The sequence below is a fragment of the Streptomyces sp. NPDC037421 genome (assembly GCF_055602105.1).
In genome coordinates this window covers 1-11,528 of the sequence record NZ_JBVJWV010000030.1, presented here as the reverse complement: position 1 = coordinate 11,528, position 11,528 = coordinate 1, and the positions used below count along the sequence as shown (strand labels likewise).

General features: G+C 69.9%; 12 protein-coding genes and 3 pseudogenes. 7 read left to right on the top strand and 8 right to left on the bottom strand.

Annotated features, from left to right (window positions below; translation table 11 throughout):
* Positions 1–176 precede the first annotated feature (176 nt).
* On the top strand, positions 177–515 hold the full coding sequence (locus tag ACZ7IF_RS31005; protein ID WP_470978121.1) for a MerR family transcriptional regulator: 339 nt from the start codon (positions 177–179) through the stop codon (positions 513–515).
* Positions 516–753: 238 nt separating this feature from the next.
* On the top strand, positions 754–957 hold the full coding sequence (locus ACZ7IF_RS31000) for a cold-shock protein (RefSeq protein ID WP_030303412.1): 204 nt from the start codon (positions 754–756) through the stop codon (positions 955–957).
* Between the two features lie 134 nt (positions 958–1,091).
* Here ACZ7IF_RS31000 and ACZ7IF_RS30995 read toward each other — a convergent pair.
* Positions 1,092–1,265: pseudogene (locus tag ACZ7IF_RS30995) on the bottom strand (helicase associated domain-containing protein); the annotation flags it as partial.
* Positions 1,266–2,053: 788 nt separating this feature from the next.
* Positions 2,054–2,491, bottom strand: a complete 438-nt coding sequence (locus ACZ7IF_RS30990) for an RICIN domain-containing protein (protein WP_470978311.1) — start codon at positions 2,489–2,491, stop codon at positions 2,054–2,056.
* Between the two features lie 393 nt (positions 2,492–2,884).
* Here ACZ7IF_RS30990 and ACZ7IF_RS30985 point away from each other — a divergent pair.
* A pseudogene (locus ACZ7IF_RS30985) lies at positions 2,885–3,100 on the top strand (hypothetical protein); the annotation flags it as partial.
* Between the two features lie 8 nt (positions 3,101–3,108).
* On the opposite strand, the gene ACZ7IF_RS30980 reads toward ACZ7IF_RS30985, so the two are convergent.
* Entirely contained in the window at positions 3,109–4,563 is a 1,455-nt protein-coding gene (locus ACZ7IF_RS30980) for a transposase (RefSeq protein WP_470978308.1), read from the bottom strand.
* A 275-nt stretch (positions 4,564–4,838) separates the two neighbouring features.
* Entirely contained in the window at positions 4,839–5,450 is a 612-nt protein-coding gene (locus ACZ7IF_RS30975) for an SGNH/GDSL hydrolase family protein (RefSeq protein ID WP_470978119.1), read from the bottom strand.
* A 127-nt stretch (positions 5,451–5,577) separates the two neighbouring features.
* Between ACZ7IF_RS30975 and ACZ7IF_RS30970 the strand changes: the two genes are divergently transcribed.
* The 3 genes and pseudogenes from ACZ7IF_RS30970 (at position 5,578) to ACZ7IF_RS30960 (ending at position 7,912) form a co-directional block, all read left to right on the top strand.
* Positions 5,578–5,769, top strand: coding sequence for a hypothetical protein (locus ACZ7IF_RS30970; RefSeq protein ID WP_470978116.1), 192 nt, complete (start codon positions 5,578–5,580; stop codon positions 5,767–5,769).
* Positions 5,770–5,843: 74 nt separating this feature from the next.
* Positions 5,844–6,178 (top strand): annotated as a pseudogene (locus tag ACZ7IF_RS30965) (hypothetical protein).
* A gap of 1,575 nt (positions 6,179–7,753) precedes the next feature.
* Complete coding sequence (locus tag ACZ7IF_RS30960; RefSeq protein ID WP_470978115.1) at positions 7,754–7,912, top strand: hypothetical protein; 159 nt, start codon at positions 7,754–7,756, stop codon at positions 7,910–7,912.
* 140 nt (positions 7,913–8,052) lie between these two features.
* Here ACZ7IF_RS30960 and ACZ7IF_RS30955 read toward each other — a convergent pair whose 3' ends face one another.
* The 4 genes from ACZ7IF_RS30955 to ACZ7IF_RS30940 all read right to left on the bottom strand — a co-directional run bounded on the left by ACZ7IF_RS30955 (position 8,053) and on the right by ACZ7IF_RS30940 (position 10,739).
* Complete coding sequence (locus ACZ7IF_RS30955; RefSeq protein WP_470978113.1) at positions 8,053–8,631, bottom strand: hypothetical protein; 579 nt, start codon at positions 8,629–8,631, stop codon at positions 8,053–8,055.
* Between the two features lie 8 nt (positions 8,632–8,639).
* Positions 8,640–9,605, bottom strand: coding sequence for an alpha/beta hydrolase (locus ACZ7IF_RS30950; protein WP_470978112.1), 966 nt, complete (start codon positions 9,603–9,605; stop codon positions 8,640–8,642).
* Positions 9,595–10,464 (bottom strand): hypothetical protein, encoded by an 870-nt coding sequence (locus ACZ7IF_RS30945; RefSeq protein WP_470978109.1) that lies wholly within the window; start codon positions 10,462–10,464, stop codon positions 9,595–9,597. Before ACZ7IF_RS30945 ends, ACZ7IF_RS30950 begins: the two co-directional genes overlap by 11 nt.
* 86 nt (positions 10,465–10,550) lie before the next feature.
* Positions 10,551–10,739, bottom strand: coding sequence for a hypothetical protein (locus tag ACZ7IF_RS30940; RefSeq protein WP_470978107.1), 189 nt, complete (start codon positions 10,737–10,739; stop codon positions 10,551–10,553).
* A 476-nt stretch (positions 10,740–11,215) separates the two neighbouring features.
* Here ACZ7IF_RS30940 and ACZ7IF_RS30935 point away from each other — a divergent pair, with 476 nt between their 5' ends.
* Complete coding sequence (locus ACZ7IF_RS30935) at positions 11,216–11,416, top strand: hypothetical protein (RefSeq protein ID WP_470978105.1); 201 nt, start codon at positions 11,216–11,218, stop codon at positions 11,414–11,416.
* The last annotated feature ends 112 nt before the right edge of the window (positions 11,417–11,528 follow it).

Here is an 11,528-nt window from a genome sequence, read left to right as displayed (position 1 = left end):
AGGTGGTCTCCGGTCACGCATCCGCGATCCCCGCACCCCCGACAGAGCTCAGGTCGGGTCTGTGGAAACAGAAGGCCGGCGCAGGACTAGGGCCGGCAGATGGTGTAGCAGTTCCTTCGGGGCCCGGGTGCCAGTACGGCACCCGGGCCCCTCCACGCGTTCAACAGGAAGGTGTGATGACAGCAGACGACATGTATGACCGTCTCGATGACGACGACTACCCCGCCTACACCATGGGCCGTGCCGCCGAAATGCTCGGCACCAGCCAGAGTTTCCTCCGCGCCATCGGCGAACACCGCCTCATCACCCCGCTCCGCTCCGCCGGCGGACACCGCCGCTACTCCCGCTACCAGCTGCGCATCGCCGCCCGCGCGCGGGAACTCGTCGACCAGGGCACTCCCGTCGAGGCCGCCTGCCGCATCGTCATCCTCGAGGATCAACTCGAGGAGGCACAGCGCATCAACACCGAACACCGTCGCGTAGCCGACTCAGCGAATCCCAAGGCTGCGGCTTGAGCGCCTGCCGGCCTTCGGCGGATATGCGCGCATCTGGTCCAAGGCGCGACGTGTGCAGATTGTTGTGGTGACTGCATGTGCGGCCGTGTACCGTCTGCGTCAGCTGTCGTGGTTCGGAAGTCCCCTTTGCCCACGCCTCGGCGTGGGCGTTTTGCTGTGCTGTGCCGCAGGAACCAGGGCGATCACCTCCGCCTTCCGCATGGTGCGGGAGGCGTTCATCGACTGGAAGGCATGAGACATGGCTACGGGAACTGTGAAGTGGTTCAACGCGGAGAAGGGCTTCGGCTTCATCGCCCAGGACGGTGGCGGCCCGGACGTCTTCGCCCACTATTCGGCGATCAACTCCTCGGGCTTCCGTGAGCTGCAGGAGGGCCAGGTCGTGACGTTCGACGTCACCCAGGGCCAGAAGGGCCCCCAGGCGGAGAACATCACCCCGGCCTAACCCCAGCCTCCGCACGTTGTTGGCAGCTGAGCCTGCCCCCGGAGATCCCCTGCTCCTCCCGGCTCACTCGGAGGAGCAGGGGCTTCCTGGCGCCCGCCGCCTGGCGGACAGCCTCCGGACCGGCATGACGCCTGTCACGCCCACCGCATCCCGACCTTGGACAGCCGCTCCACCCGCTCCGGTGTCAGCGTGGCGGCCCGGCGGCGCTGGTTGTCGACCCACGTACCGCGCTTCAGCGGTACTTCCCGCTGCGCCTGGCCGTCGCCGATGGTGATCGTCTCGACGTGTTTGCGGGGAACCGTCAGATGTCCTTCCTGCGATGCGCCCGTTTGGTGTCAGTGGGGGATTGACAGTGACGGTCCGTCAGTCAGATGCGTTCGTGCTGGTCGTATGACCAGGGGGCACATCTGCTACTGACATGGAAGCGGTGCTTGGGGTGGTTTTCGCTGTCATGGGGCGATACACCACCACGGTCTCCACTGCCACGAAAACGGTGCTTCTTATCCAAGGTGGATGTGGTGGCCGCCCGAAGCCACGGGATCGTCAAGGCGCTCGCTGCCGCGACTGAAATGCTGGGGTGGATAAGGCATGCCAAGGTGCTGGCAGGCACATCCGGGTCCCCTTCCGAGGTCGCCGACTCAAGGGTTGGAAGCGACGACACTCAGAACGGCTGTCAGTCGCGCCGGCTGCTGCCGGTCCGGAGTGACTGAACCCGCCGCTCGAACGAGCCGGGCCTCGATGTCGATACGGCGCTGCCCGCTCTCCCCCCGCCCTGATCGCACTGGAGACGTACCGGTCCTGGACGCGCGGACCCGGGGCGCTGCTGGGCGACCCCGGCGCCGAAGCGCCACCGCGGGGCCGCTGCCACTCCGCCGGCCACTGCGGGTTCCAGTCCTCGTCGGCCTCGCGCAGCGTCACCGCCCACTCAGAGGATCGGCCAGGGCGCCGGGGCGGCGCAGGTTGGGCAGCCACTGCCCACAGTGCCTGCAGGAGCCGGCAGCTGGCCATGGGCGGTGCCCAGTGGCAGGGGCGCCGCAACGCCCTTGCCAGGATCTGTCCGAAGGTCAGGCGTCAGGCCCCATCGGACCGCCCCTGATCAGGACCACTTCTGCCCGTCCGCGCCCGTGTAGGTCCACTGCTGGACGCGGGCACCGTTGCGAGTTGAGGAGTTCTCTACTTCCAGGGCCTTGCCAGACCCGTAGTTGCGGATGACCAAGCTCCCAGCCCCTGGCTTGATCCAGAGCTGGCCCTTGGCGCCGTTGGCACAGTCCCACTGCTGAACGGGGGCGCCGTTGTCCGTACGGCTGTCGGCCACCTCAAGGCACTTGCCGGTGTGGGCGTTCCTGATCCAGTACTGCTGGCCGGGCCCCACCCATTCCCAGTCCCAGTGGCCACCATCCTGGCCGTTGCAGTCCCACTGCTGGGCGCGAGCACCGTTCTTGCTGCTGGAGTTCTCGATCTCCAGGCACTTCCTGCTGCCCCAGTTGACGAACGTAGTCCCGCTGGCGTGGCTCACCGCCGGCGTCAGCAGCATCAAAGCCCCAGCAGCTGCAGTCATGGCTGCAACCCTCCCCGTAAACCTCACGACAGTCTTCTCCCAAATCAAAACCAAAAAGAGGATTTGCCGGGACACCCGGCGAGAAGATGATCTTATGACACGTACACGGCGCAAAGCCTCACACTGCCGCTGCCCACTCCAGACCAAGCCCGGCCAGCGCCTGGAGTAGCCGATGTTCCACTGGCCCTTCCAGGCCTGCTCGCCCAGAGAGGCGACCTGCCGCATCCAGACCTCCGTCGCGTCCGGGTTCATCCGCTTGGTGAACACGATCGCCAACGGCGGATGCACAGACGCAGCCGTCCGCCACAGCCTGGATAGCCCTGCCCCTGGCCTCGGTGCCCAGGCGCCGCTGCCCGCGGCCTGGACACCGATCGCCAGAAGGAGGGCGCGCGAGGCGGCCAACCCCTCAGCCACGACGCCGACCTCTACAAGGAGCGGAACACGGTCGAACGCCTGATCAACAAGCTGAAGGCCTGGCGAGGCATCGCCACCCGCTATGACAAGACACCTGAGAGCTATCTCGCCGGCCTCCACCTCCGCGCCGCATTGATCTGGATCGACGACCTGCTGAAGACAGCCGAATGATCACGACATCACACAGGCCCTAACTTGTCGTTTATCCAGTGCGGCGGGGTTTCGTGCCGATCTTGTGGTGGGCTGGCCGGCTGTATGCCTCGCCGGTCGCAAGGACTCTTCCCACGTCGTGACGGGTGGCTGGGCGGCGGTTCTTCGAACCCGGTGGTCGGCCAGGGCCAGGACGGGAGGGTTTGGGTGCACCGGCGGGTGAGCCGGCCTTCGTGCACAGGTTCCTGAACCCTCTGCGGACGCGGGCGGGTGTCAGCTTGTTCGGCTCGGTCGGCTTCTCCCAGGGCCTGCGGAGGTCGGTGGCCAGCGGGCGGGCGAGCCGGAGCTGGGCATAGGCGGCGATCAACAGCCACGTCCACCGGTCCGCCGCCTCTGAGCTGCGGAGCCGGGGCTTGGTCCAGCCGAGCGTCTGCTTGAACAGGCGGAATGTGTGCTCGATGTCGAAGCGGCGGAGGAAGGACTGCCAGCAGCGGCCGACGTCCGCGATGGTGGCGCCGGTGCCCGACCACCACAGCCAGACCGGCTTGTTGACCCCACCGCTGGGCAGCTTCTCCACGACCAGACGGATCACGGTGCCCTCGATGATGGGCAGCGGCCCGTCGTGGTGGAGCCATGCGGCCCGGCGGGTCAGCCGCGGGTGGAGCCGGTCCCACGCTTGCGCGGTCGCCTTCCCATAGAGCCGGGTGTCCGTGATCGTCACGGCCTGCTCGGTGCCCCAGGTGGTGGGGTCGCCGAAGACGAACTCGCCGCCGGTGCTTCGGCGGCCGCCCACCTTGGGGATAGGACAAGGCGTACTCCTTGGGCGAGGGCGTCGGCCGGCGCATCACCCGGTCCGACCGCAGCCGGCCGAGGACCTCGACGGGCAGGTCGCCCAGCAAGTGAGCGATGCGCGGGGCGTCGTATCCCGCGTCCAGCACGACCAGGACCGGCGGGTCACCCGGCCGCCACTGACCGGCGGCGACGAGCCGCTCGACGACCTCGCGGATCTGCACCGTGGTCACCGCGGCGACGTCGGCGCCGGGCTGAAGGCGGACCGCGTCCAGCACCGCCGTCCAGGACGTGCGTCCGGTCTCCAGCGCGGCCACCACCGAGTACGGCCATCCCGGCACCATCTGATGTTTGCCCTCACCCCGGCCGAACGTGTGGCAGAAGGCCCGGTCAGCACAGGTGTTGGCGTCCGGTCGCAGCCACGGTGAGACATCCACGGCCAGCACGAGCCGACCGTCCGCCGCCCTCGGCAACAGCACCCCGGCCAGGACTCGACGCAGCCGGGCTATGTCGATCCGGCCCTGGTTGAGTCCGCCGTACAGAGCCCCGTGCCCACGGCGGTGTTCCGGCGCGAGCGCGAGATCGCCCAGCGTCCGCACCGGCCCGTCCGTGCACAGCAACGCGTCGCACAGTTCGAACAGGGCGTCGCCCCGCGCGGTCAGACACGCGTACAACTCCGACCGGAAGCGTGACACTTCCGCGAACGCATCCCGCAGGAACCCTGATGCACCAGACTCACGACCACGGCCTTCGCGCTGATCCACTCTGTGACGGAGCACAGGATCAGACGAAGGCCGCCTCCGCGTCCGCTGAACTGCGAAAACGCTGATCAAGTTCGAGTCTCGTTCGACGCCAGACCATAGACGACAAGCTAAGTGACCTTCAGGTTGGTGGAGAGATGAGCGGGCTTGTGTTCCGGCCGCTCGCTATCGGGCGACCCGACCGCCCGCCCAGCCCGCCCCCTCCGCCGTCAGGTGCGCGGTTCCAGGGTGCCCAGGCCCAGGACCCGGAGCGTGTGCTCGGCCATCCGGAGGTGGCCGACGGCGTTGGGGTGGGCCGGGTCGTCGAGCCAGGCGATCGGGTCGGCGCCGTCGAAGTGCTCGTTCCAGTACGCCTCGTGGTCGACCAGCAGTACGCCGGTCTCCTTCGCGAGGTCCCGTACGGCCTGGGCGTATGCCGGGAGCGTGCCGCGGGCGTCGCGCCCGGCGATGCTGACCAGGACCGGGGTGTGGAGGACGATCTGCGTGTCCTCGTCCGTACGGTCGATGAGTTCGCGCATGGCGCCCCGGAACTCCGGCAGCCCGCCGAGGCCGGCGCGCGCGTCGTTGGTGCCGAGGGATATAGACAGGACGTCGGGGGCGAAGCGCCCGATGAGGTGGTCGTAGGAGCCGAGGACGTCCACGGCGCGCCAGCCGGAGACACCGGTGTTGACGACGATGTCGGTCAGCCGGTCCATCTGCCACCTGACCCGTTCCTGCAGGTGTTCCACCCAGCCGCGTGCGCCGTGGGTGTGCAGTACTGCCTGGGTGATGCTGTCGCCGGCGGCGACCCACGTCATGGGGGTGGTAGAGAGGCGGATCATGTCGTTCAGCTCCGGTGCGGTCGTGGCGGCTCCGGCGGTTGCCGGGGGCCGGAAATTCGAGGTGTGGCTGGGGCGTTTCGCGGGGCATCCCCGGGGTCCTGCGCAAGATCAGAAAGATAACGTCCGCGTGGCCCGCCTCCTTCCCGCCGGTGCACCGCACCGCCGTGATCCCGTACTCGTGCTGTCCGGGTGGTCGACCGCCGGTCCTGCGGTCGCCGAGGCTGCGGCGCAGCTGCGGGCCGCGGCCACCAGCAGTGAGCAGCTCGCGAAGGAACTGGTGGCCCCGGCTTCGGCCCTGTTCCGCATGGGCGGCCGGTAGATGCCCTTTCATCCCTGCGGGGCCGGAGCGGGCATCCCCGCCCGCTGCCGGGGCCGGGGTGGGAGGCTGCGTGCATGGATGCCGCGTGGTGGGTCCGGCAGGTGTACGGGGCGGATCCGGACGACCCGGAGCCGGGCCCGCGGCGGGGCCACGACTACGTCGAACTCGTCGGCGGCCCGCTCGACGGTCTGCTGCTCGACGTGACCGGCTGGCCCCCGCAGGAGACCGTTGACGGGGCGCTGCTGATGTCCGATCACGGGGCGTTCGGCCCTGGTGGGCGGTCTGACTACGAGCTGGCCGACCGGGCCCTGGCGCCGACCCGGTCGGCCGGTTCATGTGGCGGGGCGACGTCCCGCAGGCCGCAGCCGGCCCTCCGGGTGCGGTCGGAGGCCGGTTGGGGTTCGCGTGACCCGTGCCGGTATGGCGTGCCCGGGCAAGGCCCGGTCTCCCGGCACGGCGGGAGACCGCCCCAGCTCGGCCGCACCACACGCCGTACGCGCTCAGTCCTGGCGGTGTCGGCCGGGGTGCCGGGGCCCGGTGGTCGCCAGGAGCACCAGGGCGAGGCCGGCGGGGAGCAGGAACAGCAGCATCACGGTCATGACCACGCTGGTGCCCCCCGACGGCCTTCTGACACAGACGCCGCGCAGCTCAACCCGTCATGCTGGATCAACGCGGCTGGTCGGATGGATCAGGCCTTGACCTCTTCGGCCGACATTCGCTGAGTGGGGTCGCCGGCAGGCTCCCATGGAGGCGGTCATCGGCGCCGTCACCGGCCTCGCCAGGTCAGGTCGGAGGGCGCCCGTGGACACCCAACCCCGTCCAGGTCGGGTCGGCCCGGGCCCGCGTCGTCGGCCTCGGCGTACTGCTCGGGGTCAGGCTCGAAGGTCCCGAAGGCGGGGCCGTCTTCGGGTGGCAGGGCGCGCCACTGAACGGGGGCCAGCGCGGTTGCGGCTGCGCCGAGGAACCAGGCGAGGCGTCCGTGGACGTGGGCGAGGGAGATCGACAGCCAGCGCGATCAGCTCAACCGCATCCTGGACGCCTGCAGGAGCAGGCCTGGTACAGGAGCTGGCTTGAGACCGGGACGCTGGAGTGCTCGAACTGCGCAACCCGCGTCCGCTGCCACAACCTGGAATCGCTGCCAGAGCACCGCTGCACCGAGCGGCAGTGGCCTGGCGCGCGACAACTGGGCGAAGCGGTCGTTCGTTGTGGTGGACGGCGTTCCCGGGGACGGAAACGCTACCGGGACGGCCCCGGCGGAAGAGAACGGCGCCAGGAGCCGGGACGGCGGCTTCCTTTGGGGGCAGCAAGAACAACCGAGCAACCTGGTCATGATCGTGCGGCTGCTGCGCGGCCGGGACCTGGACGGCGAACTGCGACGCGAGCCTGCGATGCTCCGCGACGGCCTCGCCGGCGCCGTACACCTGGCACAGATCTGCCTGCTGGGCGCCACCTTCGCGCCCTGTCTGCAGGCCCCGGACCGGCCGTCGGAGTGGGTGCTGCTGCTCTTCGCCAGTCTGGGGGTGCTACGCCCTGCTCTGCGGATCCTGGGCCTACCGCCGGGCCGCGCTCTACCCCGGGGAGGGCATCGCAGCCCCGAGTACGCTGGTCACGCTTGCTGTCTGTGCCTCGATTCCCGGAGGCGTGGCCGTGCCGGCCCTGCTCGGCCTGGACATTCCGGGCCTCTGGCTGGCCGAAGCTGTCGGCCTCTTGTGAGTTGACCGCTCAGCCCGTGCGGGTACTGGCCTTTTGTCCCCGTGCGTGCCCCACGACCTGGACGAGCTGGTTGGCGGCCGCTGGACGGACTGCTGCTCGACGTCGCAGCGGAATCTCGCTCGGCACCCTCCGCCGCGACGTGGTCGGCTTCAGCTCCCATTCCTACGCCGACGTTGTCCGCGACCGTGGCACCCCCCGAGCAACGCGAAGCCCACGTTGCCGTGGCCAGCGACTTCAGTTGCTCGGGCGCGGCTATCGAGCGGGGGCTGGGGTGGAGCGGACGGGCTGCTGGAGCTCGGTCACCCGGGTGCGGTACGAGCAGGTCCGCGCGTACGGGCGCCCGGCACGCGGCGACCCGAGGCGGCCGCTGGACGTGACGGCCGACGACGTCCCGCCCTTCGGCCTGGGCTGGACCGCGGCCGCCAGATGAGGAGGGCGGCGCCCGGCCGCCCCGTCCCGAGGGCGCCGCGGCCTGGCCGGCCGCCGCGCCCCGTGCTGCTGGCCCTGCCCTTCGAGCTCGTTGAGGAGGACCCGGCACCGGTGGACGCCGCCCCCGTCCTGCGGACCGAGCTACTCGGCGTCCGGCCGTTCTGGCTCCATTGACGCACCGCGAGGTGACGACGTCCTCGGCATGGGTTCGACCGGTGAGCTGAAGACGCATTCCGGGGTGACGGCCTCGTCGTAGCCCGCCGCCCTCATGATCATGAACTGGAACCCGTCCGCATCCGGCTGCAGCCTGGTGCTCCGAGCTGCGAGCCAGGCCGTGAGGATCTGATATGCGGGAGTCTTTCGCAGGTCGGGCAGTCCTTGGGCGGCGTGGAAGGAGACCTCCTGGCAGAGGTCGAGGACGGCCTTCTGCTCGCGCCGCTCGGGGAACCACACCATCTGCAGGGCCGTTCGTTCCGAGATGTGGGAGACCACCTCCCAGTCCGAGGCGATTCCCTCCTCCACCGACCGGTGGAGGAGGTGGAGGTCGTGCATGACCGGTACCGGTGCGAACAGCCGCCAGTCGGGCAGGACCAGGCCGGTGCGGTCGAGGGTGCGCAGCCGGTCGAAGATCCGCAGCGGGTGCTGGCCCAGTGCGGTGGCGACGAGGGCGGCGCCCAGAACCGCTTCCACCGCCAGGCCGATGCCCCGGGTGCGGCGCATGGTCCGTGTCATCGCGGCGAGTCCCCGTCCGGCAGGGCCGCGACGAAGTTGGTGATGGCGGAGGCCGCCCGCACCGCGCTCTCGCGTGAAACGAGGAGGTGCCCCGGCTGAGCACCGCGCACGACGTGTCCGGTCACGGACCCGGGCAGCGGCAGCTCTGGCCCGTGGCCGAGGGAGATCAGGCAGACCGGTGCCGGGGTCCGGGCGAGCACGGACGGGGTGACGGCGGCCAGGTGGCGCATGGAGGTGCTCTCCTTCCTTCCCGTTCGCCACAGGTGTTGGTCCCGGTACTGGTCTTCGCACCGGACGCGGGCGTCGTCCGGCAGGGCCGCCGCCCAGCGGGGGGCCGTGAGGAGGCCGCCCCAGCCCAGACGTAGCGACCAGAGGAGGAGGGAGGGGACGCCGCCATGGCCGTCGCCCCTGCCGGAGCTGCCGCTGTCGTCGGCGCTCAGCAGGGGTTCGAGGAGGACGACCCCGGCCGTCCGGTCGGCGAGGCGTTCCGCTGCCCGCAGGACGAGACCGGCCCCGAGGTCGTGGCCGACGAGGATCAGGCGGCGGGCGCCGCAGGTGTGTTCCACGAGTTCGACGAGGTCCTCGACAGCCGTGGCGGCATTGGGTGTGCTGCCGCGGCGCGGGCGGCTCCGTCCGTAGCCGGCCCGGTCGTAGCGGAGCAGCGACGGGCGGCCTCCGGCCGGGCCGAGAGCCGCAGTGAGCCAGGTCCAGTGCTCCATGGTGGCCAGGAGGCCCGTCGCGAAGACGAACACGGGCTCCCGGTCGCCGAGGGAGCCGGGGGAGGGGGAGGTGTCCGTGAAGCGGTAGGCGAGTTCGTTGCCCGACCGGGCTGCCAGGGTCCGTTCGTCACCGCGCCCCGTGAGGACCCGGCGGCGGCGGAGGGCCCGGTCGGCGAGCCCGGCCAGCGCCGCAGCTCCCGTGCCGGCGGCTGCGATGCGGAGAACCCGTGCCTCAGCGCTCATGGCGGTGCCCCTCGGAGATCCGGCGCGCGGTGTAGAGGACGGCCGGGTAGGTGGCGACGAAGGAGAAGAGGAACCGGCCGAGCCCCATGGCGCGCGCGTTGACCAGGTGGAACAGCAGACCCGCCGATACGAATACCGGGGCGTGTCTGCCCCTGCCGAGGAGGTAGAGGAGGCCGAAGGCGCATTCGCCCAGCACCACGCCCGCTCCGACGGCGCGGGTGGTGCGCGGGTGTGCCCGGGCCAGCTCGAACGCCGTCCGGTCGCCGTAGGTCTCGGTGCGCAGCACGTTGGGCAGTGCCTCGCCGGAGCGCCATTCGGCGCCCGCGAGCTTCGAGTAGCCGGAGACGGTGTAGGCCAGCGTCGTCTGGGCGGCGATGTACCAGAGGCATGCGTTCGCGGCGCGGGGGCCGCCGACGGCTCGTGCCAGGGCGGACGCGGCCTGGACCTGGAAGAGCAGTTGCTCCGCACCGTCCGACTGCGCGGTATGGCGCCGGTAGGTGGCTGCCGAGGACACGGAGAGCAGGGCCAGCGCCGCCGCGCGGGTCGCCCGTCCCGGTCTTCCCGCGAGCAGTGTGACGGAGGCCGCCAAGCGGACCGCTTCCAGCGCCTGCTCCGTTCGGCGTCCCGAGCTGGCCCGGACGAGTACCGGGACAAACTTGGATCCGAGGGGAATCCTCTTGCTCATCAGGCCTCCGGTCAGGACCGAGCCGTCGCGGTACGCGTTCCGTGTCGATACGAGGCTTTCGAGGGAGGCGACCAGGCTGGCGGCGCCGGCCAGGCGGTCCGTCAGCCTCAGGGCAGTCTCGGGGCAGGTGGTGCTCGCGGCGTACGCGGCCCGGAGCGCTCGGAACATGGTCACCTCGTCGATCGGTCCTTCTTCGGCGCTACGGAGAACGGCGCAGCGGCTGCCCGTGCCGCGAGGGCGAGCAGCCGCTGTAGCCGGTGTCAGACGCAGCAGGGGAACTTGTTCACCACGAGGTCGCCCCCGGCGGCGGAACGCTCGGCCGACGCCTGCACCGCGAAGGAGGCTCCCTCGCTCTGCCCGGTCCGTTCGGCCGCCGCAGCGGGTCCGGCGGCCAGGACGCCGGCCGTGAGGACGCTGCCAGCAATGGCAAGAATGCGCGATCGGTCCATTTTCGTGCTCCATTCCAGAATGTTTGAAATCGGGAAACAAGGCGTCTCCCGGGCGGCTGAGAACGCCGGGCATCCATTCGCCGTACGGCGGATCACCCAGATCCGACACCCCATGCCCGTGTGAGGTGAAATCAAGTCACCCAAGGGATCTTCGGGTCGGCGTGGCAGCAACATTACGCGCCAGTCGAGCGAGTTGTTAATGACCGGAGAGTAACTTGAGCTAGATCTGAGACTTGCTCGCATGGAACGGAAAACCGCAGGTCAGGCGGCATGATGGAATCTCAAATTCCGAATTCATCGCTCAATCGCGACCCACCTAGCGTGATCGTTGTGCGGAATGCAGGATTCAGATTCCCGCGACCTCAACTCTTCCTCAAATGAATTGAGTCAGCCCGTATTCGTGGACAAGACTCCAACTCAGAACGAGCCCGGCGGAAAACTTCCACCGGGGTCACACCATCAAGAGGAGAATTGTCATGGCCGTCGCCACCCTGATTCCCGCCACCGCTGCCGACCTTTCCGACTTCGACCTCGAGCTCGACCTCGCCGTGTCCGCGGAGCTGGACGCCTCCCTGCAGCCGATGGCGGGCTTCACCAAGATCACCTGCGGTTCGAAGTCGGCCACCTCCACGATCATCAGCTGTGTGGACGAGCTCGGCCCGACCTGCTGCGCCTGACAACGAACCAGCAGGGCCAGCAGCACGGGGCGGGGGGGGGGGGGGGGGGGGGGGGGGGGGGGGGGGGGGGGGGGGGGGGGGCCGGGCGGGGGGGGGGAGGGGGAGGGGTCGG

Bases quoted from the DNA above. Each gene is read 5' to 3' on its own strand.
- ACZ7IF_RS31005 (WP_470978121.1), top strand. From the start codon at position 177: ATGACAGCAGACGACATGTATGACCGTCTCGATGACGACGACTACCCC.
- ACZ7IF_RS31000 (WP_030303412.1), top strand. From the start codon at position 754: ATGGCTACGGGAACTGTGAAGTGGTTCAACGCGGAGAAGGGCTTCGGC.
- ACZ7IF_RS30990 (WP_470978311.1), bottom strand. From the start codon at position 2,491: ATGCTGCTGACGCCGGCGGTGAGCCACGCCAGCGGGACTACGTTCGTC.
- ACZ7IF_RS30975 (WP_470978119.1), bottom strand. From the start codon at position 5,450: ATGATCCGCCTCTCTACCACCCCCATGACGTGGGTCGCCGCCGGCGAC.
- ACZ7IF_RS30955 (WP_470978113.1), bottom strand. From the start codon at position 8,631: ATGCGCCGCACCCGGGGCATCGGCCTGGCGGTGGAAGCGGTTCTGGGC.
- ACZ7IF_RS30950 (WP_470978112.1), bottom strand. From the start codon at position 9,605: ATGAGCGCTGAGGCACGGGTTCTCCGCATCGCAGCCGCCGGCACGGGA.
- ACZ7IF_RS30940 (WP_470978107.1), bottom strand. From the start codon at position 10,739: ATGGACCGATCGCGCATTCTTGCCATTGCTGGCAGCGTCCTCACGGCC.
- ACZ7IF_RS30935 (WP_470978105.1), top strand. From the start codon at position 11,216: ATGGCCGTCGCCACCCTGATTCCCGCCACCGCTGCCGACCTTTCCGAC.